Raw genomic sequence first — 22,318 nt, forward strand, 5'->3', positions numbered from 1 at the left:
GGTCGGTGGCAGCGGTAAACCGTTGACCTGCGCCGCATTTCGGCGGTGCGTCAGCGGCGGCGGCGCAGGCCGGTGAGCGCAAGGGCGGCGAGGGCACCCGCGCCGAAGAAGGTGGCGCCTGCGCCGACCGAGAGTTCCCGAGGGGTGATGCGGGGCGCGATGACGGCCGCGGGCGGCGGCTCGATGTCGGCGTCGCGCTCGTTGTCGGAGGCGGTGGCCGCCCATGCGGTGGCGAACAGGATGATGCGATAGGTGATGTAGCTGAAGACCATCAGGCCGATGATCGAGCCGAAGGCCGCGCCTGCCGGGCTGGACAGCACGGTTTGCAGATAGATCGACGCGACGAACTTGAACGCCTCGAAGACCACCGCGGCCAGTGCGGCCGCCTTGGCGGCGCTGGCCAGGGTGACCGGTTCGCGCGGCAGGCGCGCGATGATCCAGGCGAAGACGGCCCAGGAGGCGAGGAAGCCCAGCAGGACCGACGCCAGGACCAGCAGCAGGCGCGCGCCAGGCAGATGATGGAGGTGGAGGGCGATCAGCAGCCTGGCGCCGAGCGTGCTGGAGGCCAGCGCGGAAAGCCCAAGGGAGACAAGGAAGGCCAGGCCGAGCCCGAGCAATGCGCCGAGGTCGGACAGCTTGGCCAGAAACCAATTCTGTTCCTTGGTCTTCTGCTCCCACTGCTCGGTCAGCGCGGCGCGCAGGTTCGCCATCCAGCCGAGCCCGGTGTAGACGCCGGCCAGCAGACCGAGGGTGCCGACGGTGCCGCGCGACTCGACCGCCTTGTCGATCAGTTTGTTCAGTTCGGAACCGAGGTCGCCGGGAATGTTGTCGACGATCTTGGTCTGCAGCTCGCCGAGCAGCTCAGGGTTGCTCGACAGCACGAAGCCCGCGATCGCGAACGCGACCATCAACAGCGGAAAAAGCGACAGCACGGTGAAATACGTGATGCCCGCCGCGTAGTAGTCACCGCGCTGCCGTTGATACCGCCCGCCCGCCCGCACCAGATGGTCCAGCCAGGGCCGCTTTTGGATCCGTCGTTCGATCCAGGCCTTGATGTTGTCGATCACCTGCACCAGTTCGCCCCTTCAGGAGTGATCTCGCAGGTGCCGTCCGCTAGCGAGCCAGCAGGCCCACTCGGTCGTATACCTGTGCGAGGGTGTTGCCGGCGATCTCGCGCGCCCGCTCGGCACCGGCGGCGAGGATGCGGTCGAGTTCGCCCTGATCCGACAAATACTCTTGCACCTTCGCCTGCAATGGCGTGACAAATTCGACCAGCGCGTCGGCCACATCGGATTTCAGGTCGCCGTAGCCCTTGCCCGCGTAGTCCTGTTCGAGCGTGACGATCGGAGTGTCGGACAGCGAGCTGAGGATCACCAGCAGGTTGCTGACACCGGGCTTCTGCTCCACGTCGTACCGGATCTCCCGCTCGGTGTCGGTGACCGCGGAGCGGACCTTCTTGGCGGTGACCTTCGGGTCGTCGAGCAGGTTGATCAGGCCGGCATCGCTGGAGGCCGACTTGCTCATCTTCGAGGTCGGATCCTGCAGGTCGTAGATCTTGGCGGTGCCCTTGACGATGTGCGCCTCCGGCACCACGAACGTCTTCTTGAACCGAGTGTTGAAGCGCTGCGCCAGGTTTCGGGTCAGCTCCAGGTGCTGGCGCTGATCCTCGCCGACCGGAACCTGATGCGCGCGGTAGAGCAGGATGTCCGAGGCCATCAGCACGGGATAGGTGAACAACCCGACGGACGCGTTGTCCGAGCCCTGTTTGACCGACTTGTCCTTGAACTGGGTCATCCGGCTGGCCTCACCGAAACCGGTGATGCAGCTGAGCACCCAGGCCAGCTCGGCGTGCTCGGGCACCTGGCTCTGCACGAACAGCGTCGACTTCTTGGGGTCGATGCCGATCGCCAGCAGCTGCGCGGCGGCGGCCCTGGTCTTGGCCCGCAGCTCCTTCGGATCCTGCGGCACCGTGATCGCGTGCAGGTTCGGGATGAAGTACAGCGACTCGTAGTCGTCCTGCATGGTCACCCAATATTGCAGCGCCCCAAGGTAATTACCGAGGTGGAACGAGGTGCCGGTGGGCTGGATCCCGGAAAGGACCCGCTGCTTGCGTTCAGCGGCCGGGGTTTGCGCAGGAGCGGACATACCCCGATCTTCCCATGCGGCTCAAGCCGAATTTCGCTCCACCCAGTTCCGTGGGTCGACGCCGGGCATGCTCGGTCGCCCCGTGCCGACCAGCTTGCGTTCACGCTGGGAGACGAGCTTGTAGACCGGCCCGCTCGGCCCGGCCAGCGTGCCGCGCAACACGGGCGGGACCAGCGGCAACGACACGTGTGCGGTGCGCACACCCTGGGCGAGCGCTCGGTAGGCGAGCTGTTCGGCGCGACCCCACGGCATCGCGTACATCTGCCGGATCCGCGGCGGCAAGCTGCCCTGAATCAACAGAAAGACCGCGGAGGTGACCTGCTGCAACGGCACCCGCTGCGGATAGGGCACGCGCTGTCCGGCCAGGTACGAGCCGACCAGCCTGGCTTCCTCGGTGAGGAACAGCTCGTCGGAGGCGAGATAGGCGTCGAAGGACGAACGGAACGCGCGGTAGTTGTCCGGCGCGGCATCGCGCGGCATGCCGAACAGCTCGGCCCAGCGCACGTAGTCCTGGTAGAGACCTTCGCGCTCGCCGTCGGTCATCGTGCGCACCAACAGGTCGTACATCACCTCGGCGGAGTCGAAGGTGAAGGCCATCGTCATGTACATCAGGTGCGGGTCGTGCGCGGAATAGCGGGTGCCCGCCGGGTGGTGTGCGCCTGCCGCTTCGGGCAGCGTGCCGTTGACCCGTGCGTGCTTCTTCGTGGTGAACTCCAGCGCGCGATCGGCCTCCGCCTTGCTGCCGAGGAACACCGCCTCGAAGAGGTGGCCGGTGAGCGAGAGCCGGGTGTACGGGGTCATCCGATGCTCGGTGTTCTCGGCGGTGCCGACGTAGAGCAGCGGGTTGACCGCGCCGACGACCAGGGCGCGCTGACCGTAGGTCAGGCCGACGGCTCGTTTGCTCATCACCCGCCTTGCCATCGAGTGGTCGCTGAAGTAGCCGGGCTCGGACATCACTGCCTCCTCGTCGAGAGCATCTGGCAACAGCATCCGCCAGATTCGACAATCTGGCAATACTCTCTGCCAGAATTGTGCCGTGCCAAGATTGGGACGTGACTTCATCGCGTAGTGGGTCTGCGCAGCGGGCCTACGGTGGGATATCCGCGGACGAGCGCAAAGCGCAGCGGCGTACCGCGCTGCTCGAGGCGGCGCTGGAAATCATCGGCACCCAGGGGCTGGCAAAACTGACCGTCTCGGGTCTGTGCGCGCAAGCCGGGCTCAACGAGCGGTACTACTACGAGAGTTTCGACAGTCGCGATGCCGTGCTGACCGCGCTCGTCGACTCGATCGCCGAGGAACTGGCGGTCAGCATCGTCGCCGCGGTCGCCACCGCACCGAAGGACACCAGGGCTACCGCGCGCGCCGCGATCGCCGCAGGCATCCATCTGCTCACCGACGATCCGCGCAAGGCCAAGGTCACGCTGGTCGCGGGCATGGCGACGCCGGAGTTGCGTGCGCGCACCACCGAGACGGTCCGGGTCTTCGCGCGGATGGTCGCGGCCGAGGGCATCGACTTCTACGGAATCGACGACCCGAATTCGGATCCGGCGATCGACTTCCGGGCCAACTATCTCGTCGGCGGACTGGTGCAGACGCTCACCGCGTGGCTGCAGGGCGAGTTGCCGCTCACCCGTGCCGAGCTGATCGAGCACACCACCGATGTGTTCGTGCTGCTCGGCGAGGACCTCGCGCGCCGGTTGGCCTAGCGCTAAAGATCCAGCGAAACGTCCTGCAGCCCTGTCGCTTCGCCGTGCAGGACAACACGGAACGGAATCCCCTTGCCTGACCAGTAGTCGGCACAGTCACGGATCGCCTCGCCGAACCAGGTCCGTTCCGTGGGCGCCTCTGCCAGCAGATGCACCGAATCACGGATCACCACAACGTATCCCGTCGCATCACCGACGAAATCGTCCAGATCGCGCAGGCATTCGTCGAAGGAATCCTTGTTGTCGCCGAAGTAGTACGGGAATTGCAGCGCGGCGGCGAACTCGTCGAACAGTCGCGCGACCGTCCGCATCTTCGCCCCGCGCAATTCGCGCACCACATACCCCGACGGCGCGCGGTAGCGCACCCCACTCAACTCGGCGGCATCGACCGCGGCCGCGCCGAGCACCGCGGCCGAGACCGTGTGCGCAACGCCGGACTGCGCGGTCGCGGTATCGGGGCGGGCAAGGAACTGCGACAACGAAAGAGTTTCCGACATCAGCGCATCCTCGTGAAGGTCTTGTAGTGGTCACCGGTGTACCAAGCCGAGCGGTCGCTGCCGGTGACGATGCGCTCGGCATCCCGGGATCGGCCACGCTGCTTGGGATTCACGTCCCACTCTTGGTAGCTGACGGGCTTGCCCGCGGCATCGGTGGCAGGCAACGTTCGATCACGATTCATCCAGCGGTCACCACCCTTGGTGCCTGGTGCGTTCGCCGCATCGGGCCAGCGCCCCGCATCGATCTCGAGCAGGGTCGCATAGGCACGGTCGGGAACGCCCGCTACCCGGGTGCTCGCCGGATCGGGCTGCGGCGGTCGTTGCGGCGTGGCCGTGCCGGTGGGGGCCGCGACGGTCGCGGCCGGGACCGAGGAGCCAGGAACGCGCGCGGTGGTGGCGGCCGGGTCGTCGCCACCGCGCACCGCGAGGACCGCGACGACGATCAGCGCGAGCACCACCACGCCGACCGCGGCCAGTGCGCGGATCGTCTTGGGCGACACGTTCACCGGTACCGCACCGTGACCAGGCTTTCCGTCATGACTGACGAATCTACGTCACTCGCTCCGCACCTCGAGCATGGGCGGACAATCGCTCACAGTGTCGAGCCGCGCCAGGCCAGATGGAGTTCGTTCGTGCCGCGCTCGGGCCGGAAAGCGCAGAGCGCTGGACCGCAGCCGGTTTCGAAGGTCGCGACTCGCGTCGGCGGCTGCCAGGTCTGTTCGCCGTCGAACGACGAGTACCAGATCTCGGGGCCACTGGCCGATTTCCAGGCCAGGTGCAGTCGGCCGTCGTGCGCGGCCAGTCCGGGCGCGAGATCGGAGTAGGCGTCGGGCGGATTGGCGCGCGAGGTCCAGGAGATCCCGTTTCCGGAACTCCACAGTCGAATGAACTTGTCGTTGTCCAGGGTGGCCTTCGTGCCACGATGGGCGAGATACAGCGTGTCGCCGAGCACCGCGACCGCAGGACTCTCCGCAGAGCCCATCCCCGGCAGTCCCATGGGCGCGCCCCAACCAGTCTCACCACGCACTGACGCGTAGAGGTTCTGATTGGAGGTGATCAAATGCTCGCTGCCGCGCCAGAAAGCATGCAGCAGACCGCGAAACACGACCAGGCTCGGCGCGCGAGCGGATTCCGCGCCGCCCAAGATCTGCTGGTCCTCCCATTTGTGGCCGTCGGACGAGGTGGACCAGTAGATACTCTGATCGCGCCCCGCCCCCTTCCACGCCACGAACAGCGACTCGCTGCCCGCATGCTCCACCGCCGACAGCGCGGGCCGCTCGGACGTGCCGACATACGGCAGATTCCACGGCGAGGCCCAGCTGTTCCCGTCGCTGGTGCTGGCCAGCCAGATGCTGTCGGTACTGTCCTCCGCCCGCCAAGCCATGTACAGCCCGCGCTGGAACACCGCCAGCGCCGCGGCATCGGGCGACGTAGCCCCGGGAACGGGTGCTTGCTCGACCCAGGCGCCGCCGAGAGCGGCACCGGAGGCCCAGAGTCGAGTATCGGAATGATGACGGGAAACCGGAGATGTCATGGGACTCACCGCGGCCTTCTGCTCTGTGTGGTGGAACGGAGAAGTCGGCGACGCCCTTGTGCGCCCGAAGCCTCTCTAGGCTAGTTCGACCACCACTAGATCACCCGAAAATCATTCGGGTTGAAGAGTTTTCGCACGGGAAACGGCTACCGCGGGACGGCCGCCCTGCTGCCGAAGCGCGTTCGGCTCGGCGAGTTTCACCGGTACTGCACCGTCACCGGCGCGTGGTCGGACCAGCGCTGGTCGTAGGCGGCGGCACGCTCCACAACGGCCTGCTTCGCGCGAGCGGCGAGATCGCCACGGGCCAGCTGATAGTCGATCCGCCAGCCGGTGTCGTTGTCGAAAGCGCGACCGCGATAGGACCACCAGCTGTACGGGCCGTCGACGCCGGGATGCAGTGCACGCACCACATCCACATAACCGGCGGCGAGCAGCTGATCAATCCAGGCGCGCTCGTCCGGCAGGAACCCCGCCGACTTCAGATTGCCCTTCCAGTTCTTCAGATCCCGTTCCGTATGCGCGATGTTCCAGTCGCCGCTCACCACGAAATCGCCGGTGCGTGCGGTGAGGTAGGCGCCGAGTTCGGCCATGAACCGGTACTTTTCGTCCTGTCGCGGTGTCCCTGCGTCGCCGGAGTGCACGTACACGCTGGCCACGGTGAGTTCGCCGAAGTCGGCCTCGAGGTAGCGGCCCGACGCGCCGAACTCGCTGCTGCCGAAGCCGATTCGGACCGCGCTCGGTTCGCGCCGCGACAGGATCGCGACACCGGCCCTGCCCTTGGACTCCGGCTCGGCCTGCGCCAGCCACCAGCCGTCGGCGAGCGCGGGCGCCAGCGCCGCCGCGACCTGCTCCTCGGTGGCCCTGGTCTCCTGGACACACACGATGTCGGCCTCGGTGGCGGCCAGCCAGGCAAGCATGCCTTTACCCGCAGCCGCGCGGACGCCGTTTACGTTCACACTAGATACGGATCGAAAGGAGGGGTTGGCCTCTGACCTGGGGAAATGATGTTCCTGGAGGAGCGTCACCCACTCAAGGTATCCCGTCGGGCACGCCCAGCCTTCGCGACCCACTCTCATGGACCCCGAACGCAAAGAAGCCGCCCCGGTGATCCGGGGCGGCTTCACGGCGGCCATATGAGTGTGGACGCACATCGATCCTACAACGAAGCTATGCGCCCGGCGGGGATCGGTCGTAGCGTGGGAGATATGAGTGTGGACCATGGAGAACGATTGAAGAATGCCCGAAAACGGGTGGGCCTCAAACAGCACGAACTGGCGACAGCATCCGGAGTTTCGCTGTCGCAGATCACGAAAATCGAGCAAGGCGACTACACGCCGCGGCTCGAAACGCTTCGTGCCCTCGCGATCGCGATGAGGATGAACACCAGCGACCTGCAGATCGGCAACGATGCCGAGCAGGCCGACCCCGACACCAGCGACCTGTGGGCACCTGTCCGGCGCGCGCTGCTCGGGCAAGACGTGCCCGACGACGTGCCTGAAGAACCCGCCACCAGCGACGGGGTGCGTACAGCCTTCGACGAAATGCGCCCCCTGATCGATCAGCACCGATACCGGGAGATCTCGGCGATGCTCCCAGCGCTGCTACGCGACGCCGACACTCTCGAAGGACAGCAAGGGCGAAGCGTCCGCGCGCGGGTGCTGACCACCACCGGATGGATGCTCACCCAGAATCGGCAGTTCGAAGCCGCGGCAACGACGTTGAACCGGGCGATCGACGCCTCCGTCGATCGTGGGTCAGCGGTCGCTGCGGTCAATGTGCTGGTGTGGGCTCACCTGAGGCAAGGGCAACTGACCGAGGCCCGCGACTTGGCGGTGAAATGGGCCGACGATATCGAGCCGAGGTTCTCGCGTGCGACGGCCGCGCAGCTCGCCCTGTGGGGCAGGCTCTGGCTGTACGTGGCGAATGCGGCAGTGCGCGACAACTCACCCGGGGAGACTGCGGATGCGTTGTCGTTGGCGAAGGCGGCGGGCGACAGGATCGGGCACGAGATGCTGTATGACCCGAACCCGAACCGCACGTTCGGGCCGGTCACGGTCGCGCAGATCACGGGTGAATGTCACGTGATCGCGGACGATCCGGCGCGTGCGTTGGCGATCGCGGAGGCTGCACCGAAGTTGGTGTTCGCGCCGTCGGCGGCAGGGCGTTTGCGGCATCGATTGGATGTGGCGCACGCCCATGCGCAGTTGCGGCAGTATCCCGAGGCTATGGGCACGCTTCAGGAGCTGCGAGACTTCGCGCCGGAATGGCTTGTGCAGCAACGGTATGCGCGCGACATTCTCGGCAAGATTATCGCAAAGCGTAGGACGTTGACGGCGGAAATGCGGGAATTGGCCGACCAGATTCGTCTGGAGTATTGACCCGCAGGAATCATCCCACGAATGACAGTTCCGGTTGACACGACCCGGAACTGTCATTTTTTTTGAGACCGCATGGTGTGACTCTGGTCTCAGCACCCAGCGTCGGGGCGAGTAGACCCTCCCCCGAAGCACTACCGGACTTGTCTGCCCCGACCTCGCCGGTAGGGGCCGGACCGGTAGGCGAAACCCTCGGCGCCGGGTGCTCTCCAACAACACCTACACAGGGGTATCGCCCAATGCCCGCCTATCAGATCGTTGTCGCACTAGTCCTCGCTGGAGCAGTCCTCACCCTCGCGGTGATCTGCTTCCGCGCCGCACTGGTTCGCGACGAACCCGCCAGCCGCAACGCACGGACTCAGCGGTGAACGCCACCGTATTCAAGCGTGAGCGGTGGCGAGTCCAGCACCTGCATTGCCGCGACGAGTCCGCACCCGGCAGCCTCGACGAGGCCCACTACGTCCTCAGCACTCACGCCGGACACGGACCTGCTTGCCTGCAGTACCTTGCGGCTGCCGCCTACGCCAGCGAGGGCGACGAGTGGTGAACACCGATGTCGGAGACTTCGACGATCCGGTCACCAGCTGGCTGGACCGGCTGGAGGCGACCACTGGTGACGACGGGCATCCACCGCTGTTGCAGTACGACGACGGAACATGGTCCGTCGTCGATGACGACGGCTGGCCCAGTGACCCCGTCGCCCTGGACATGTCGATGCTCCAGAACGTGACCCGTCCCGCACTGCCTGCCGCTGCGATCGACATCGAGCCCGAGTCTGTCGCTGACATCGAAACTCCGGGAGAGGGCCCTCCTCCCGGACGGTGAGGCTGAGCCCTGCACTCGCCTCCCCCGGCGGTCGGCACCCTGGAGGGTGCCTCGGGTGCCGACCGCCCCAACGTCCCCACCAGGAAGCGAAGGATTACGTGACAGACGACGCACGGTTACCGGACTGCCTGGTCGAACCGGGGCCGCTCACTGCCGCCGCGGCGATCCTCGCCATGAGCAGACACCTCAACTGCGGCGGGGCATGCCTGCCTCGGCGCCGGGCTGAGGATGCGATCGGGGCTGAGTACGTCCCCTCGCTTCCGGCGGAGGCACCGGATGACGCGTATCTCGCTGAGCGGCTGCGTGAGGCCACGCGCCTGCTCGCCGAACGCGCCCACAACCGTCCCCTGAAGTAAGGGGATCCACAGAAAATGAAGGAAAGAATATGGCACAAGGCACTGTGAAGTGGTTCAACGGCGAGAAGGGTTTCGGCTTTATCGCCGTGGACGGAGGCGGCCCTGACGTCTTCGTGCATTACTCGGCGATCGGCGGTACCGGGTTCAGGTCCCTCGACGAGGGCCAGAAGGTCGAGTTCGAGATCGGCCAGGGCCAGAAAGGCCCGCAAGCGCAGGACGTGCGATGCCTGTGAGCCTCACTACGGCCGACATATGGCGCAGGTGCACCCAAGCCGCCGCGATCCTCTCACTGACCGTCCTCGGCGTAATCGTGATGATCGCGACCGAAACCTTCGCAGTTGTTGAGGGCAGCAAGACGTTCGCCGTGACCGCGCTGGCAGTCATCGACATCGCCGCGACCGCGGCCGGTATCTACGCCTACGCGATGCTGCGGCGCGAGCAACGCCCCTGAACACTCAGGTCCCCGTGTCCGCCGAACGACGGACACGGCGGACCGAACACCCCAGAAACATCCCCGCCCGCACCAGAACTCGGGCACAGTCGTACGTCTAATCCTCGAAAACCCAGGAAGATCACCATGATTCGCAAACTCTTCGCCGCTACCGCCATCACCGCAGTGACGCTCACCGCTGGTGCGGGTATCGCCTCGGCCGCCACAGAACCGGCACCTATCGCCCCTGTCGCGGCAGGCCAGACCCAGGCCATTCCCGGCGGACAGGCCGGGGCAGTCGTCGGCACCATCGTCGGCATCGGTGTCGGCGCGGTCGCTGGCGGGACGTTCGCCTGTGTTGTCGTGCTGCCCGCATGCCCGATCACCGCCATCGTCGGGGTCATCGCAGGCGGGGCCGCCGGTGGTGTCATCGGCGCCACGGTCGGCGCGGGAGCGGGCAGCGCCATCGGCGCGCAGATCCCCGCCTAACAGTGGTCCACGCACAAAACGCCCCATCCCGCACCAGCCAATCGGCGGTGCGGGATGGGGCGTTGGTGCGTCGACTGCTAAATGCTGCGGGAGAATTAGCCCGGGAGTATTGGGAGTATTGGGCGGGGGCCGAGCACCTCGCCCGGCTGGTGTTACATCAGGCCGAAGAATCCGCCGGTCGGAGGCGGAAGCAGCGCGCCCAGCCAGGCGCCCGTCCCGCCGTTACCGCTGAACGTGCCGGTCAGCGACCCCGACGCACCCGCCGTGGCCTGGTCCTTGGTTGCCACGTCCAGTGCTACACCACCGGAGATGTCTACGCGCTCGGTGAAACCGCTCGGCTGGGTGCAGGTCGCGTCACCATTGAAGTACGAGCCCGACCAAACCCACAGCCGATCAGATCCTGTCGTGGTGTCACTCACTGCCGGGGTAGCCCCGGTGGTCGTGGTGGTTTTGATCGCCGAGTTGGTGACATCGAACGGGTTTCCGGCGGTGATGCAGCCAGCGAATCGGATAGCGACACCCATACGCCAGGCCAGACCAGCGGCGATGACGAACGCATAGTTGCCTGAGTCGGCACCGGTGGCGCGCTTCCAGTAGACCCTCATATCGTGGGCGTGACTGCCTGTCACGACTACAGGACTATCGGGTGCCTCGGTCCACGTACCCGCTCCTGACGGTGGGGTGACTGCCTGCGTCGTTTCGATGTAGAGGAACGCGAGGATCAGCGAGCCCGCGACAACCCCCGACGGGACAGGGATGTTGCAGGTCGTACCCGAGCCACCACCTGAGCTGGTGCCTGCCGCACCGAACGTTGGGAGCGCCACTAGGCCACGCCCACTACCCGCCACTTGGATGTGGCCACGTTCCAGGTGAACGCCACATCGAGCCTGGTGCTGATAACAGTGGTGGTGGGTAGCGCGATCGTGCCCGACGCCTCGAAGCTGGCGCCCCAGGTGATCGCCCTCGCCGTGCCGTTATCGGTCAGTGATATCCACAGGCTGTCGCCACGGACCGGGGTACCGGACAGATTGGTGGTCATCGAGGTGATCGCCGCAGCAAGCGCGGTGAACTCCGCGTAGTCCGTCGTGTCCGTGTTGATCGTCGGCGTTGCGCCCGGCCCCGCCGTGGTCGTAGCGCGACGGGTGATCCGCTTGTTCGACATCGTGTCGGTGGTGGCGCGCCCGACGTAGGTGTCTGTGCCCTGGAACGTGATCGTTGTGGCGTCGGTCCCGGCCAAAGTCAGTGTGTTGGAGACGCTGAGTTTCTTGCCGCTGGTGACAGCGTCAGCGAAATAGGCTGCCTGCCAGCTGGCGGCCGATGTTCCCGTGGTGAGGATGCATGTCAGCACTGCTGACGTGCCGCCCGCCAGGACGACCACAGTGTTGGCGCCCGAGGATTGCACGGTGACGTTGCCGCTGGACAGATTGGTGATCAGCCACTGCTGCCCCAGCACCAGGGTGCTCACCACCGGTAGCGTCACCGTTTGAGTGGTCGAGCCGGTGAAGAACTGCAGGTAGGTGCTGGCCACCGTCAACGTGGTCGTGCCCGCCGCGGTGGCGGTGGTGGTGTAACCCTCGATCAGGTTGACAACGGACACGTTGGCGTTCGCGTCGCGTTGCGCGATCGTGGACGCCGTCGCTGCGGTCGCCATCGCCGCAAGGCCTATGCCTGTCCGTGCTCCGGCGGCATCGTTCGCGCCGGTGCCGCCATTGGCGATCGGCAGAACGCCGGTCGTATCGACAGCGAGGTCTACACCGTTCGCGCCGTCGGCGATTTGCAGCCCGCGAACCGCTGTACGTGCCATCTGCCGTGCCCCTTACTTCTGGTAGGAACACCTGATGCGGTCGCCTGACACCGGCGCGGCGACGAAGGTGATCGTTGCGCTCGATATGGAGTAGTCCTGACCGGACGGTTCCTGGAGCAAGCCGTTGAGGTACACCTCTTCCGTTCCGGAAGTCGGGGTGTTCGCCAAGGTGAATACGGCGTTCGAGCCGTTCACGGTCCCGGACGGCGTTTCGCGGGTGACGAAGTTCGAGGACGCCAGCCCAGTCGCCGACGCGGTGGTACCGGGATCCCATGTGCCTGCCGCGTTGCCCGCCGCGATCAACGTGATCACCGCGGTCGTCAGGGCTGCCACAGTCCGGACGCCGCCGCCTCCGTTGGCGTTGACCTGCAGAGCGCCAGACGACTGGTTGCTGATGATGAAGCTCTGCCCGGTGACCAGCGTGGTGGCATCCGGCAACACCACGGTCTGCGTGGTCGTGCCGGTGAACTGCTGGAACTGCGCCGACGCGACCGTAAGTGTGGTCGTACCAGCAGCGGTCGCGGTGGTGGCTACGCCCGAGGCGGTCGAGTTGTTCTTGAGATTGGCGTTCGAATCTCGCGCGACGACCGTGCTGGCCGTCGCGGTCGCCACCGCGTCGACCGCGATCGGCGCCGCCGTACTCCCCGAGAGGTTGCCGATCACCTTGCCGGTAGCAAGATTCGCCATCTTCGCCAAGCTCACGGCGCCGTTGGCGATGGTGGTGGAGTTGCTGCCCGCCGAAGCTGTCACGTCACCGGTCAGCGCAGCACGTGTGATGGTGTTGCCCGATTGCGTGAGCGACGTACCGTCAGCTGCGAGGCTCGCGCCGCCGGTCTTGGTGAACTGCAACGCTGTCGTACCGACGGTGATCGCAGGGTTGGTGATCAGCGTCCACTGGGTGTCTTCGAGGGTTCCGCCGTCCACCCACACCGTCGCACCGGTGGTGACCTCAGAGTCTCCGTCGCCGTCGAGGGCTCGCGCCACTGTCAGGTTGGTTGTGGCATTGCTGACGACATAAAAGCCGTTGGCTGGCTGGCTAGTGCCGGTGGTGCCGCTGTCGGCGGAACCGGCACCACTGGCGGCTGGCGCGTTCTTGATCAGCAGCCGGTCATTGACCGCCGGAGAGCCACCACCGAAGCTGGTGCCGCTGATTTGCGTGACTGAGCCTGCGGAGATCGTGTAGGTCTCCGATCCCGTCGAGGACCATTGCACTGACGGCTTGCCGTCCTGGTCTCGTATGGCGGCCTGCAGCTGATTCAGGTTGACGGCATGGTCGCCCGCGGTACCGGCGGTCAGGCTGGTCAGCTTGTGGGAGCCCATCGACTGATCGCCGGTGAACGCCCGCGTGCCATCCGCTTTGATGTAACTCGCTGCCAGCTTGGTATCGGCAATGGCCGCGCCCGAAGCAATCTGGGCGTCGCCGATAGTGGCGTCCTTGATCTGGGTGGCGCCATTGATCTGGGTCTGTGCCATTTCTCAGCCTTCCAAGAGGTAATCGACGGTGAGGACGTCGCTCAACAAGGGCGGCGTAGTGAAGGTGATGGCCGAGCCGGTCACGGTGTATCCAGTGCCGAGGACTTCGCGTAATCCGTTGCGGTACACAGTGGTTGAACCGGCCTGCGGTTCGTTGGCAAGAGTGAAGACGGCGTTGATGCCGTTCTGCGTCCCGCTCGGCGTCTCGTTGAAAACGCCAGTGCCCGCGCCGGACGGTCCCGCTGGCCCCTGCGGGCCAGGTGTGGCGACGACAATGACTTGCGCACCGTCAGGATCGGGAGTGACTTCGACTGCGGGAGTTTCAATTTCGAGTTCGACGGCCGCCGGTGAGCTGACCTCGATATCAAGGGTGATCGGCGCCGACATCAAGACTTCCCGTCATGACGTTCGGTCTTGCCGTTGGCGAGGACCACCTCGGTGGTCGGCGTCCCAGGCACTCGGTAGATGCAGCGCCACAACTTTCCCTGCGGGATGGCGTCGGCCACCTCGGATTCCACACGCACCACTGCGTGATTGGTGGCGATCGTTGCGGTGGCCGAGATCGGAACATCGGTATCGATGATGAGCAGCACCGCCACACCGCTCGGATAGTCCGTATATGTGGCGGGGCTCGAGCCGGGAACCTTGTTGCGGAAATCGACAAGCAGGTCGCCACCTTTGCTCACCGGCAGGGCATAGACAGGAGGCGGTTTGAATAGGGGCGTCGACATAAGACCTCCCGGCAGGTTTCGCGTTCATGGATGCGTGCGCACCGGGACGGGGTACCGTCGCGCCACGTCTACAAGGGGAAATTCGAATGAAAACGCTCAGCGTCGCGGCGGTCGCCGCATGCGGTTTGGTCCTGTCGGGCTGCGGCAGTGATGCGGTCACGACCGTCGGTTCACCACCCGCAACCAGTACCGTCGCCAAAGTTGGTGAACCGCTGGTATTCGCGCGTGCCGACACCAAAGTGCCGATCGGCACGATCCGGATACTCGAGACCGCGGCGATGCCGGCTGAATGTTTGGCCGACCCTGCAGGGCATGGCATCGGACTACGGGTGGAGATCGACAATCCGGGCGAGCTGTTTCTCCCGCGCCCGGACTACACGACCTGGAAAGTCGTCGACCACAGCGGGTTTCAACAGGCGGTGACGCCTGCCGTGGTGAAGTTCGAGTGCCGATCCCGCTATCCGGAGATCTCGAAATCGCAGCCTGCCAGCAAGACTGCGGGGTGGGTGGTCGCCGAAATGCAGCAGCCCAACCCGACCGCGATCGTCTACACGCCGATCGTCGCCGAAGCGGGATCGACAGTGTCCGACATCAAGTTCGTGACAGTCGCACCCAAGTCCGCGACGGTCACGCTGCCCTGAGCTCAGCCGGCGGGCACAACGACGGACCATTCGATGCCGCCCTTGGACGCATTGAAGGTCGAGCTGGACACCGTGAATGTTTTGGTGCCGGTGGGGTTGGGCGGGAGTAGCAGGCTGGCCACACCCTGAACCGCCCACGTCCTGGATTGGACGTCGGACAGTTCCGTCATCCCGCTTGGGTGCGTCATCGTGGCGGACGTGTTGTTCATGTCCACGTTCGCGGTGCAGATCAGCACGGACCCTGCGGGTGCGCCCACCACGGTGGGAGCAACCCGTGTCGCCGAGTTGGCCGCCCACACCGGTGTCGCATACAGCCAGTTCGCTGTCGACGGGTCCGCATCGCGCAGGGTGATGATGGTGACACAGCCGTCGGTTGTGCCGCTGGGGCCCTGCGCCCAGCTGTAGGTAGAGGCCTCCGAGCCGCCCGCGGTCTTGGTCCAGATCTTGATGTGTTCGAGGCTGGAGCCCCGATCCAGCGAGGTGAGCAACGTCCACCCTGCCGGGGCGGTCATCGCCGAGAGTGTGTCGTTGTCGGTGAAGTGGATCGCGATCATTACATCGCCGCTGGCTGTCCCCGTGGGTTTGTTGCACACCACCGGGGTGGGCCCGCCTGCAGATGCTGCAGCCACGACCGACACGGGCGGGACAACAGGCACGAGCGCGGTCGCGGTGGCGGTCATCGCTGGAACGGTGGGGTTGGCGGATGCGCTGACTACCGGTACACGACCGGTAGCGGTAGCAGTCGCCGCGGGTGCAACCACATTGGCGCCCGCGTGAACGACCGGAACAGCCGCGGCAGCGGTCGCCGCCTGCGGTCCCGAAGGGACGATGGCCGCCGCGGCGCCGATCGCGGCCAGGACCGCATCGACGGTCGCGGTCATCGCCGGAACCGTCACTGTGACACCCGCGTTCACCACCGGGACAGGCATGGACGCAGTCGCTTCCAGTCGTGGCGACACCACGTGGCCGGGCTCGAGCGCACCCGCATCCACATCGGCGCCCAACAGTGCACTGGAGGTCATCGGAGGAACCTCCACCGTCACCGGCACCGACACGACTCCAGCTATCGCCGACGCGCTGGCTGTCATCGCCGGCGCCGCGACGACCGCCGACGCTGTCACGGTCGGCAGGCCGACATCTGCGGTCGCCAGCATCGGCGGCACCGCCACCGTCTGGCCCGCGTGAGGCACAGGCACACGCGCGGCCACGGTCGCAGTCATCCTCGGCGCGAAAACGACGGCGGCCCGCGTGCCGTCGTAGACGAGGTGGGTGCCGAGGTACGCCTGCACCACTTGCTCGGTGCCGACGTACAGCGCGGTGGGTGCCTCGCCGTTCAGGAACAGCGACATCAGCTAGGAGACGGAGACCGTGGCGATGCCGGACGAATCCCAGGTGATCGTGAATGTGGAGGCGGTGACAGGGATATCGGCGTCGAAGGTGATGTACCCGACCAGCGGCCTCGTGGAATCCGAGGCGGGGCTGGAGTCGTAGATGACGGCGTTACGTGCGGTGAATGTCGCGCTCGTCCACTGGCTGTCCGCAGCATCGAACGTGATCGTGCCCGACGAGTTTCCGACCGTCACCGACGCCAGCGCCACACCGCCAGCGGTGTAGCCGGTGCCCGTGATCTCGTTGGTCACATCGCTCTTGTAGCGGTGGACATGCTGGCTCGGTGTGTAACTCGAGGTGCACAGCATGACCTTGAGGGTGTCGGTGTCCAGGTCGACTTCTTTATTCAAGACGGACAAAAAGAACTTGGTGTAGAACTTGGCCACGTGAGCGATTAGGACCACTTCCTTAGATAGGCGACAGCAGCCATCAGCCGGTCGACGTCATCATTTGCTAGCCCGAGAAGCGGATTACGCTTCACGCACAACAGATCTCGAATACGGTTTCCACGGAATTTCGACCCAGAGCGGCAGGTCACTATCCCGAGAAAATGACGTAGAACGTCGCGGGATCAGGAGCGCTGAGGGCTGTGTACTCGGACTGGGTAAGAGCCTCGATCCGCCGGATCCCGCCGCCGTTAACCACGAAACTGGTTGTGTCTCCGGTCGGTACGCCACCCGCATCCCAGATAGGCCACAGGCGGACGGCCGTACCCGAGTTGGGGATTTCCACCGTCCGCATCTCGGCGCCGATCCGCACCAGCGCCAGGCCGGGGTCGAGATTTCCAGTGGTCAGGACACCATTCACCGCGGTGTAGCGCTGCCAGCGGTCGGTGATGAATCCTGTGCCGTCGGCGCTTTCACGCAGGCGGGTACCGAACAGGAACGCGGTCGTATCGTCGGCGCCCGCGATGTTCTCGATTGGTTCGCTGATCACCGTCATTAGGCCTCCGAATATCCGAGTTGGGCGAGGACCTCGCCGTGGCTCATGACGACGTAGCTGGACCAGCAGGAGACGACGTAATCGCCGGGGATGTGGCCGTCGGCGTTGCAGCCGACAACCTCGACGCCCGCGTTCTGCCACTGGCCATCACTGACCGGGTGCACTGTGATCGCGACATACGAATGCCCCTGATACGGGGGATCGAGTTCGTAGATGCGTGCGTCGCCGACCCAGTAATCATGGTGCGGGTAAACAAGTTTCGCGTTCATGTTGTCGTGATGTCCTCGTAGTAGACCCACACGCAAACCCCGCCATTAGCGCCTGCGCCGCCGGGCAGCCATGCGGCGCCGCCGCCTCGATTTCCGCCGCCCGCGCCACCGCCGCCACCACCGGGCGCGGCTCCCGCGCCGCCACCACCGGGCCGGAGGAAGATCAGGGCGCCGGAGCCCGCGTCACACCCGCCACCGCCACCGCCACCAGCGCCACCGGAGAAGATGTGCGGATCGGTCGCTGTCACTCCTGCGGGCGACCCTGATGCCTCGGCGAGCCCGCCAGCGCCTCCCACGCCGAGCGCGCTGGACTGTCCGCGAAGGCCTGGGCTCTCGTAGTTGTAATCCCCGCCAGCGCCACCACCACCGCCGCGACCGCCGCGGCCCGGCGCGCAGGTAGCACCCAACGCACCCTGGGAGGTCTGCACGTTGGAGGTTGCAGGAACACCCACGACCAACGTCCCGAACGAGGATGTACCGCCGACGGCTCCGAACCCCGCGACACCGCCACCCACACCGCCCGCACCAACAGTGATGGTGACACTGGCAGGGACGGCGGAGTCGACGAACTCCTTGTACAGATAGCCGCCACCTTCGCCGCCTTCCGCCCCGTCGGAGGAGGCTCCCGGCGGCCCGTTGCCGCCGTTGCCGCCGCAGATGGCGCATGCCGCAACACGCGATATCCGCTTACCGGAGGGTGGTGTGGGTTTGGTCCAGGTGCCTCCGGACAGGTACAGGTATCGGGTTACCGTCTGCCCGCCGATGATTCCCGTGGTGACGACGACCGCTTGGGTGCGCACGATCGGCGTTTTGACCTGCGTGTTCACCGCTCCTTGCACGTTGGCGTAGGAGCCGCTCGAGCCGACAGAGCCCGCTTTCATCACCGCCCGCGCAGAGGATTCGGTGATGTCCTGGCCGAACTGGCTGCCCAGGACGAACGCGGTGCCGGGAGCAGACCCACCGGGTGTGGTCATGTCTCACCTCCCCGTCAGTTGATTGATGGAGTCATCGAGTCCCGAGGAACACGGTCAGCACGAGGCCGAGGCTGGCGATGACAACGCTTGCCAGCACGTAGCGCGCATTGAGGGCCGCGCGTGCGTCGTCGCGGGTATCGGTGGTGCCGGTGTCGCGTCCGACTCCGGTCGCTACCGACAGCTGGAGCGCGCTTATTTGCTGAGCTTGGGTATCGGACTGCCGTGCGGCGGCGGCGAACCGGGCGTCGGCGACATCCTGACGAACGAATGTCGCTTGCTGGTCGGACAGCTGAAGCCTGAATTCGTTGGTGCTGTCGAAACGCTTGGACGCAGCGGTTTCGGCTTTGTCGACCGCCTCTTTCGCCGCCTGCAGTGCGGCCGCCACGGCTTTTTCCTGGCTCATCAACGCGGCCTGTAGTGCCGTATGGTCGCTGTTGAACTGCTGGAAGACTCGCGCGGTCAAAGCGTCGATCGACAGGTTGAACCGCCGGTCCATCTCCTCTACGCGAATGAGCAGCTTGGCGCATTCAGGGCATGAAGGGTCGCCGGTCCTCGCCGTCACCTCAGCACCGCTGAAATGGTTTGTTCGCTCGTAGCTTTGCGTTGGCTTCCTGGCGGGCCACGTTGTCGTCGTAGGTGTCCACGAACTGACGCAGCGAGACGATCGCCTGATCCCTATTGCCAGCTGCAGCCGGATCCTCCGACAACGCCAGCCATGATTTCGCCCAGTCGTAGGTAGCGCGATCGTTCTCCTGACGCGCCTGCTCGGTATCGCCTGCGATCTCGGAGCGTTCGATGATCGTGTCCCACAGGACATCGTTGCAGGTTCGATACCGGTAGGACACGGTCGTGATCTGCACGAGTCCGATCAGCACCATGCATGTCATGAGGGCGACGAGCCAATGCTCGGCACCCCAGTGCAGTGCCTGGCGAAAGTTGGCCTCACGGATCCGCTGCTTCAGTGGACGGTGGTCGATCATCGGCACAAGTACCGAAGCTCCGCCCTCTTTTCGGACCCGCCGAAAACCTAGGAAATACCCGACTGGAAGTCCGGCGGCTGCGCCGATCACACAGCCTATAAGCAAGCTCCAATCAATCATCGTCCTCGTCACCACCGTTTTTCGGATTCTTGGCCTTGAGGTACAGCCCAATTAGTCCCGTGACGGTTGTCGTCATCACGGCGGTTATTTCAATGGGTGGGCGGAACTCTGGCTGCCACAATGGCCACACGACCACCGCCACAAACCAACCCACAGAAACGGCGATGGCTATTCCGGCTATCAATCTCAAAATCAGGGCCTCGTTCACCCGCCACCGCCCTTCACCCCCGATCGCCGCCGAAAGTCATAAAGCCCCGACAGTTGCACAAGCTGGCATCTATCGCGCGTGCCGTCGCGGCGCGGAGGCTCGGATCATGGCCTCGACCTGGGCGAGCGCGTCGGTGCCCGTTGGCCCGAGGGTGTCCGCGACTTGGCCGCGCACATGGTCGATAGCCGCCTGCGCACCGGTCGCGACCGCTTCGGGCAGGTTCCCTGACGGGGTCACCAACGGCCGCACCAGTTCAGCGGTGCCGAACCCCAACGCGGCGGTGATGACCGCGGTGATGATGCCCGCGAGGCTGGTGTCGATCTTCCCTGCCGCGACCAGCGCACCGATGGCGGCGACCGATGCCGTCCACAAAATCAACCGGACAGGTTCCGTGCCGAGCAGGCCCCGCACCTGGGTGATCACTGGGCTTTCCCGTTGGCCTCGAGCAGCGCGATCACTCGGTCGATCTTCTTGTGGGCGTCGGCGAGGGAGTCGACGAATGTCTTGTCCCCTAGCTGTGCCCAGCCGGGCATTACTGCGGGGATCTTGGTGCGGGATCCTGGTCCGCCGAGCTGGTCGATGGTGAGGTCTGCGTGGTAGCTGACCCATTTCAGGACGTCGCCGACGGAGACCTTGTTGCCGTAGGCGTCGGTGATGGTGTCGGAGAGTTGCATATCGTCCTCCTGGTTGAGCAGTTGTTTCGCGCGTTCGATCACCACGTCGTAGGGGAAGTTGACGCCGGGGTCGGTGTGGTCCACCTCGCGGAACGCCGCTGAAATGTCGGCGTGCCCGCAGATGCCGCGCTCGCCTGCACGCACCTCGGCGGGGCCGAGCTTGACCAGCGGGATGCCGTACGCCCGTGACCATTCGGCGTAACGCATCGCCGTGCGTTCGAGCAGTCGCGTCTCCGACAACCACCGCTCGCGCGAGAATGCTGCGCGGCCCATCGCACAAACGTGCAGCCCGATCCGGTTGCCCGCGCTCCCCGCACCCCAGGCTTGGCGGTCATCGGGGACCATGCGCACTTCTTCGCCATCGCTGTCGACCATCGTCTGATAGGAGCCGTTGCCGGTCTTCTCCAGGTAGTTGATGACGTTGCTGTTGCCGGACTCGGATTCGGTGGTGTGCTGGACGATCACCTGCGCGGTGTTGTCAGCGTTGTTCCACAGTCCGTGCAGCTGTTCGCGGTAGGGCATCAGGTCCATGGGCTTACCTCCTCGGGTGGGCTGGCCTGGATAGATCGCGGTGGCGAGCCACACTCTCGGGTCGAGGCGGTCGGGCCCCGGTTCCGCCCATGTGGAGCGATGGACTTCCACATGCAGATGCGGTGTAACGCCGCCGTTGGTGCTCGTGTCGGGGTTGATACGGGCGATCCGCTGGCCCGCTTCGACCTTCAGGCCCAGGCGGACCTCGGGGATGATGTGGCCGTACACCGTGTAACCGCCGCCCGCGGCGGTCGGATGGTCCAGGCAGATCCACTGCCCGAACCCAGATGCTGGTCCGACTCGGTCGACGGTCCCGGCTTGCATCGCGTACACGGGAAGCCCGGCACTGCCGCCGGGCCAGCCGATGTCCTGGCCGTAGTGCATTCCGCCATCGCGAGGACCGAACCCGGAGGTGAGCAGGAGCCCGGACTTCATCGGCCAGTAGCGAGTCACAGCGCTATCGGCACAATGATCGCCACGATCGAACCGAGGAGCATTACGGCCGCCAGCGTCCGAGCAGTAGCAGGGCGATGATGACGCCCTCGAGAATGACGCCGAGGATGATCCAGGCGTGGTCGGTCATTGGATTGCCTTTCCGATGGGTCACGGTCTGCCGGATTCGGGGAACCGCTTCAAGATCCCGTTGCGTTGCTGGCCGCCGCGTTCCAGCTCGATGACGCGATCCCTTTCGGGATCACTCGCGTTGCGCAGGTAGGCGACGACTTCGGCGACGGTGTGCTCGCCCGGATCGAATCCGTCATCCGGTTCGACAACCCGCGCCTTGGGCTGTTCCGGTTCGGGTTCGTCGACCTTGTAGCCCATGTACCGCAGGCGTTCGACCTGCGCTTCACGCTCGTGCACGGTCATCGCGACAGGGTCTTGGATGACAACCGGCGGTTCCTCTTCGGTATCCATCGCAACCCAGCCGCCCGCACCGTTGAGCGGATGCTGCTGCCCGCGGTAGGGGCGCATGAACTTCTTGGTCTGCTTGGGCAGGTCGTCGACATGGATGAAGCCGTGGCTGTTCGCGAGCCGGGCGAGGCTGGGGGCGTGGACAATTCCGCACTCGGTGTAATGCCTGCTGATCAGTTCAGCGATCATGCGCGGGAAGACCATCGGCGATTTACCTGCGACTGGGATGTATTGCGTCGCCCACAACAGCGCCTGATCCGGATCGTCGGGATCGCATTCCTCGAGGCGGGGGATCTGGGAGCTCATGCGGCCC

33 protein-coding genes are annotated in these 22,318 nt (G+C 65.5%); 10 read left to right on the forward strand and 23 right to left on the reverse strand.

Annotation, left to right across the window (positions count from 1 at the left end):
- Positions 1–50: 50 nt before the first annotated feature.
- The 3 genes from yhjD to ACGFNJ_RS21535 are packed head-to-tail and all read right to left on the reverse strand — an operon-like array spanning position 51 to position 3,135.
- A complete protein-coding gene (gene yhjD / locus ACGFNJ_RS21525; RefSeq protein WP_393450792.1) occupies positions 51–1,073 on the reverse strand; it encodes an inner membrane protein YhjD in 1,023 nt (340 codons plus the stop codon).
- Positions 1,074–1,113: 40 nt separating this feature from the next.
- Positions 1,114–2,145 (reverse strand): tryptophan--tRNA ligase, encoded by a 1,032-nt coding sequence (trpS, locus tag ACGFNJ_RS21530; RefSeq protein WP_393450795.1) that lies wholly within the window; start codon positions 2,143–2,145, stop codon positions 1,114–1,116.
- Positions 2,146–2,166: 21 nt separating this feature from the next.
- The gene (locus tag ACGFNJ_RS21535; protein WP_393450798.1) at positions 2,167–3,135 is read right to left on the reverse strand and encodes an oxygenase MpaB family protein; all 969 of its coding nucleotides are present in this window, start codon (positions 3,133–3,135) and stop codon (positions 2,167–2,169) included.
- 62 nt (positions 3,136–3,197) lie between these two features.
- On the opposite strand from ACGFNJ_RS21535, the gene ACGFNJ_RS21540 reads away from it, so the two are divergent.
- Positions 3,198–3,851, forward strand: a complete 654-nt coding sequence (locus tag ACGFNJ_RS21540) for a TetR/AcrR family transcriptional regulator (protein ID WP_393450801.1) — start codon at positions 3,198–3,200, stop codon at positions 3,849–3,851.
- A 2-nt stretch (positions 3,852–3,853) separates the two neighbouring features.
- On the opposite strand, the gene ACGFNJ_RS21545 is transcribed toward ACGFNJ_RS21540, so the two are convergent.
- From ACGFNJ_RS21545 to ACGFNJ_RS21560, 4 genes are all read right to left on the reverse strand, one after another.
- Positions 3,854–4,348, reverse strand: a complete 495-nt coding sequence (locus ACGFNJ_RS21545; RefSeq protein ID WP_393450804.1) for a barstar family protein — start codon at positions 4,346–4,348, stop codon at positions 3,854–3,856.
- A complete protein-coding gene (locus ACGFNJ_RS21550) occupies positions 4,348–4,854 on the reverse strand; it encodes a ribonuclease domain-containing protein (protein WP_393450807.1) in 507 nt (168 codons plus the stop codon). Before ACGFNJ_RS21550 ends, ACGFNJ_RS21545 begins: the two co-directional genes overlap by 1 nt.
- Before the next feature lie 86 nt (positions 4,855–4,940).
- Entirely contained in the window at positions 4,941–5,882 is a 942-nt protein-coding gene (locus ACGFNJ_RS21555) for a hypothetical protein (protein WP_393450810.1), read from the reverse strand.
- A gap of 197 nt (positions 5,883–6,079) precedes the next feature.
- On the reverse strand, positions 6,080–6,838 hold the full coding sequence (locus tag ACGFNJ_RS21560; protein ID WP_393450813.1) for an exodeoxyribonuclease III: 759 nt from the start codon (positions 6,836–6,838) through the stop codon (positions 6,080–6,082).
- Between the two features lie 45 nt (positions 6,839–6,883).
- Here ACGFNJ_RS21560 and ACGFNJ_RS21565 point away from each other — a divergent pair, with 45 nt between their 5' ends.
- The 8 genes from ACGFNJ_RS21565 to ACGFNJ_RS21600 all read left to right on the forward strand — a co-directional run bounded on the left by ACGFNJ_RS21565 (position 6,884) and on the right by ACGFNJ_RS21600 (position 10,357).
- On the forward strand, positions 6,884–8,260 hold the full coding sequence (locus ACGFNJ_RS21565) for a helix-turn-helix domain-containing protein (protein ID WP_393450816.1): 1,377 nt from the start codon (positions 6,884–6,886) through the stop codon (positions 8,258–8,260).
- Positions 8,261–8,496: 236 nt separating this feature from the next.
- Positions 8,497–8,625, forward strand: a complete 129-nt coding sequence (locus ACGFNJ_RS21570) for a hypothetical protein (RefSeq protein WP_393450819.1) — start codon at positions 8,497–8,499, stop codon at positions 8,623–8,625.
- Positions 8,622–8,804, forward strand: coding sequence for a hypothetical protein (locus ACGFNJ_RS21575; protein WP_393450822.1), 183 nt, complete (start codon positions 8,622–8,624; stop codon positions 8,802–8,804). The genes ACGFNJ_RS21570 and ACGFNJ_RS21575 overlap by 4 nt, the downstream gene beginning before the upstream one ends.
- On the forward strand, positions 8,801–9,082 hold the full coding sequence (locus tag ACGFNJ_RS21580) for a hypothetical protein (RefSeq protein ID WP_393450825.1): 282 nt from the start codon (positions 8,801–8,803) through the stop codon (positions 9,080–9,082). Before ACGFNJ_RS21575 ends, ACGFNJ_RS21580 begins: the two co-directional genes overlap by 4 nt.
- A 98-nt stretch (positions 9,083–9,180) precedes the next feature.
- The gene (locus ACGFNJ_RS21585) at positions 9,181–9,438 is read left to right on the forward strand and encodes a hypothetical protein (protein WP_393450828.1); all 258 of its coding nucleotides are present in this window, start codon (positions 9,181–9,183) and stop codon (positions 9,436–9,438) included.
- Between the two features lie 29 nt (positions 9,439–9,467).
- Positions 9,468–9,671 (forward strand): cold-shock protein, encoded by a 204-nt coding sequence (locus tag ACGFNJ_RS21590; protein ID WP_393450831.1) that lies wholly within the window; start codon positions 9,468–9,470, stop codon positions 9,669–9,671.
- Positions 9,662–9,889 (forward strand): hypothetical protein, encoded by a 228-nt coding sequence (locus tag ACGFNJ_RS21595; protein ID WP_393450834.1) that lies wholly within the window; start codon positions 9,662–9,664, stop codon positions 9,887–9,889. Before ACGFNJ_RS21590 ends, ACGFNJ_RS21595 begins: the two co-directional genes overlap by 10 nt.
- A 126-nt stretch (positions 9,890–10,015) precedes the next feature.
- Positions 10,016–10,357, forward strand: a complete 342-nt coding sequence (locus ACGFNJ_RS21600; RefSeq protein ID WP_393450837.1) for a hypothetical protein — start codon at positions 10,016–10,018, stop codon at positions 10,355–10,357.
- Between the two features lie 152 nt (positions 10,358–10,509).
- On the opposite strand, the gene ACGFNJ_RS21605 is transcribed toward ACGFNJ_RS21600, so the two are convergent.
- The 5 genes from ACGFNJ_RS21605 to ACGFNJ_RS21625 all read right to left on the reverse strand — a co-directional run bounded on the left by ACGFNJ_RS21605 (position 10,510) and on the right by ACGFNJ_RS21625 (position 14,320).
- Positions 10,510–10,962 carry a hypothetical protein gene (locus ACGFNJ_RS21605; protein WP_393450840.1) on the reverse strand — a complete coding sequence of 151 codons (453 nt, stop codon included), beginning with the start codon at positions 10,960–10,962 and terminating at the stop codon, positions 10,510–10,512.
- A 218-nt stretch (positions 10,963–11,180) separates the two neighbouring features.
- Positions 11,181–12,161 carry a hypothetical protein gene (locus tag ACGFNJ_RS21610; protein WP_393450843.1) on the reverse strand — a complete coding sequence of 327 codons (981 nt, stop codon included), beginning with the start codon at positions 12,159–12,161 and terminating at the stop codon, positions 11,181–11,183.
- A gap of 12 nt (positions 12,162–12,173) precedes the next feature.
- Positions 12,174–13,634 carry a hypothetical protein gene (locus ACGFNJ_RS21615; protein ID WP_393450846.1) on the reverse strand — a complete coding sequence of 487 codons (1,461 nt, stop codon included), beginning with the start codon at positions 13,632–13,634 and terminating at the stop codon, positions 12,174–12,176.
- 3 nt (positions 13,635–13,637) lie between these two features.
- Positions 13,638–14,021 carry a hypothetical protein gene (locus ACGFNJ_RS21620; RefSeq protein ID WP_393450849.1) on the reverse strand — a complete coding sequence of 128 codons (384 nt, stop codon included), beginning with the start codon at positions 14,019–14,021 and terminating at the stop codon, positions 13,638–13,640.
- Entirely contained in the window at positions 14,021–14,320 is a 300-nt protein-coding gene (locus ACGFNJ_RS21625) for a hypothetical protein (protein ID WP_393450852.1), read from the reverse strand. Before ACGFNJ_RS21625 ends, ACGFNJ_RS21620 begins: the two co-directional genes overlap by 1 nt.
- A 131-nt stretch (positions 14,321–14,451) precedes the next feature.
- Between ACGFNJ_RS21625 and ACGFNJ_RS21630 the strand changes: the two genes are divergently transcribed.
- Positions 14,452–15,006 carry a hypothetical protein gene (locus ACGFNJ_RS21630; protein WP_393450855.1) on the forward strand — a complete coding sequence of 185 codons (555 nt, stop codon included), beginning with the start codon at positions 14,452–14,454 and terminating at the stop codon, positions 15,004–15,006.
- A 2-nt stretch (positions 15,007–15,008) separates the two neighbouring features.
- Here the strand turns inward: ACGFNJ_RS21630 and ACGFNJ_RS21635 are convergent, their stop codons facing one another.
- From ACGFNJ_RS21635 to ACGFNJ_RS21685, 11 genes are all read right to left on the reverse strand, one after another.
- On the reverse strand, positions 15,009–16,355 hold the full coding sequence (locus tag ACGFNJ_RS21635; RefSeq protein WP_393450858.1) for a hypothetical protein: 1,347 nt from the start codon (positions 16,353–16,355) through the stop codon (positions 15,009–15,011).
- Between the two features lie 3 nt (positions 16,356–16,358).
- Entirely contained in the window at positions 16,359–16,781 is a 423-nt protein-coding gene (locus ACGFNJ_RS21640) for a hypothetical protein (RefSeq protein WP_393450861.1), read from the reverse strand.
- A 151-nt stretch (positions 16,782–16,932) separates the two neighbouring features.
- Positions 16,933–17,337, reverse strand: a complete 405-nt coding sequence (locus ACGFNJ_RS21645) for a hypothetical protein (RefSeq protein ID WP_393450864.1) — start codon at positions 17,335–17,337, stop codon at positions 16,933–16,935.
- The gene (locus ACGFNJ_RS21650) at positions 17,337–17,606 is read right to left on the reverse strand and encodes a hypothetical protein (protein WP_393450867.1); all 270 of its coding nucleotides are present in this window, start codon (positions 17,604–17,606) and stop codon (positions 17,337–17,339) included. The genes ACGFNJ_RS21645 and ACGFNJ_RS21650 overlap by 1 nt, the downstream gene beginning before the upstream one ends.
- Positions 17,603–18,580, reverse strand: coding sequence for a hypothetical protein (locus ACGFNJ_RS21655; RefSeq protein ID WP_393450870.1), 978 nt, complete (start codon positions 18,578–18,580; stop codon positions 17,603–17,605). Before ACGFNJ_RS21655 ends, ACGFNJ_RS21650 begins: the two co-directional genes overlap by 4 nt.
- A gap of 31 nt (positions 18,581–18,611) precedes the next feature.
- Positions 18,612–19,142 (reverse strand): hypothetical protein, encoded by a 531-nt coding sequence (locus ACGFNJ_RS21660; protein ID WP_393450873.1) that lies wholly within the window; start codon positions 19,140–19,142, stop codon positions 18,612–18,614.
- A 1-nt stretch (position 19,143) separates the two neighbouring features.
- Complete coding sequence (locus ACGFNJ_RS21665) at positions 19,144–19,680, reverse strand: hypothetical protein (protein WP_393450876.1); 537 nt, start codon at positions 19,678–19,680, stop codon at positions 19,144–19,146.
- Positions 19,673–19,888 carry a hypothetical protein gene (locus tag ACGFNJ_RS21670; protein ID WP_393450879.1) on the reverse strand — a complete coding sequence of 72 codons (216 nt, stop codon included), beginning with the start codon at positions 19,886–19,888 and terminating at the stop codon, positions 19,673–19,675. Before ACGFNJ_RS21670 ends, ACGFNJ_RS21665 begins: the two co-directional genes overlap by 8 nt.
- A 69-nt stretch (positions 19,889–19,957) precedes the next feature.
- On the reverse strand, positions 19,958–20,311 hold the full coding sequence (locus tag ACGFNJ_RS21675) for a hypothetical protein (protein WP_393450882.1): 354 nt from the start codon (positions 20,309–20,311) through the stop codon (positions 19,958–19,960).
- Positions 20,308–21,546: a peptidoglycan DD-metalloendopeptidase family protein gene (locus ACGFNJ_RS21680; RefSeq protein ID WP_393450885.1), complete on the reverse strand. Its 1,239-nt coding sequence runs from the start codon at positions 21,544–21,546 to the stop codon at positions 20,308–20,310. The genes ACGFNJ_RS21675 and ACGFNJ_RS21680 overlap by 4 nt, the downstream gene beginning before the upstream one ends.
- Positions 21,547–21,696: 150 nt before the next feature.
- Positions 21,697–22,311 carry a DUF2744 domain-containing protein gene (locus tag ACGFNJ_RS21685; protein ID WP_393450888.1) on the reverse strand — a complete coding sequence of 205 codons (615 nt, stop codon included), beginning with the start codon at positions 22,309–22,311 and terminating at the stop codon, positions 21,697–21,699.
- Between the last annotated feature and the right edge of the window lie 7 nt (positions 22,312–22,318).

The sequence above is a fragment of the Nocardia sp. NPDC049149 genome (genome assembly GCF_043197455.1).
Lineage (GTDB): Bacteria > Actinomycetota > Actinomycetes > Mycobacteriales > Mycobacteriaceae > Nocardia.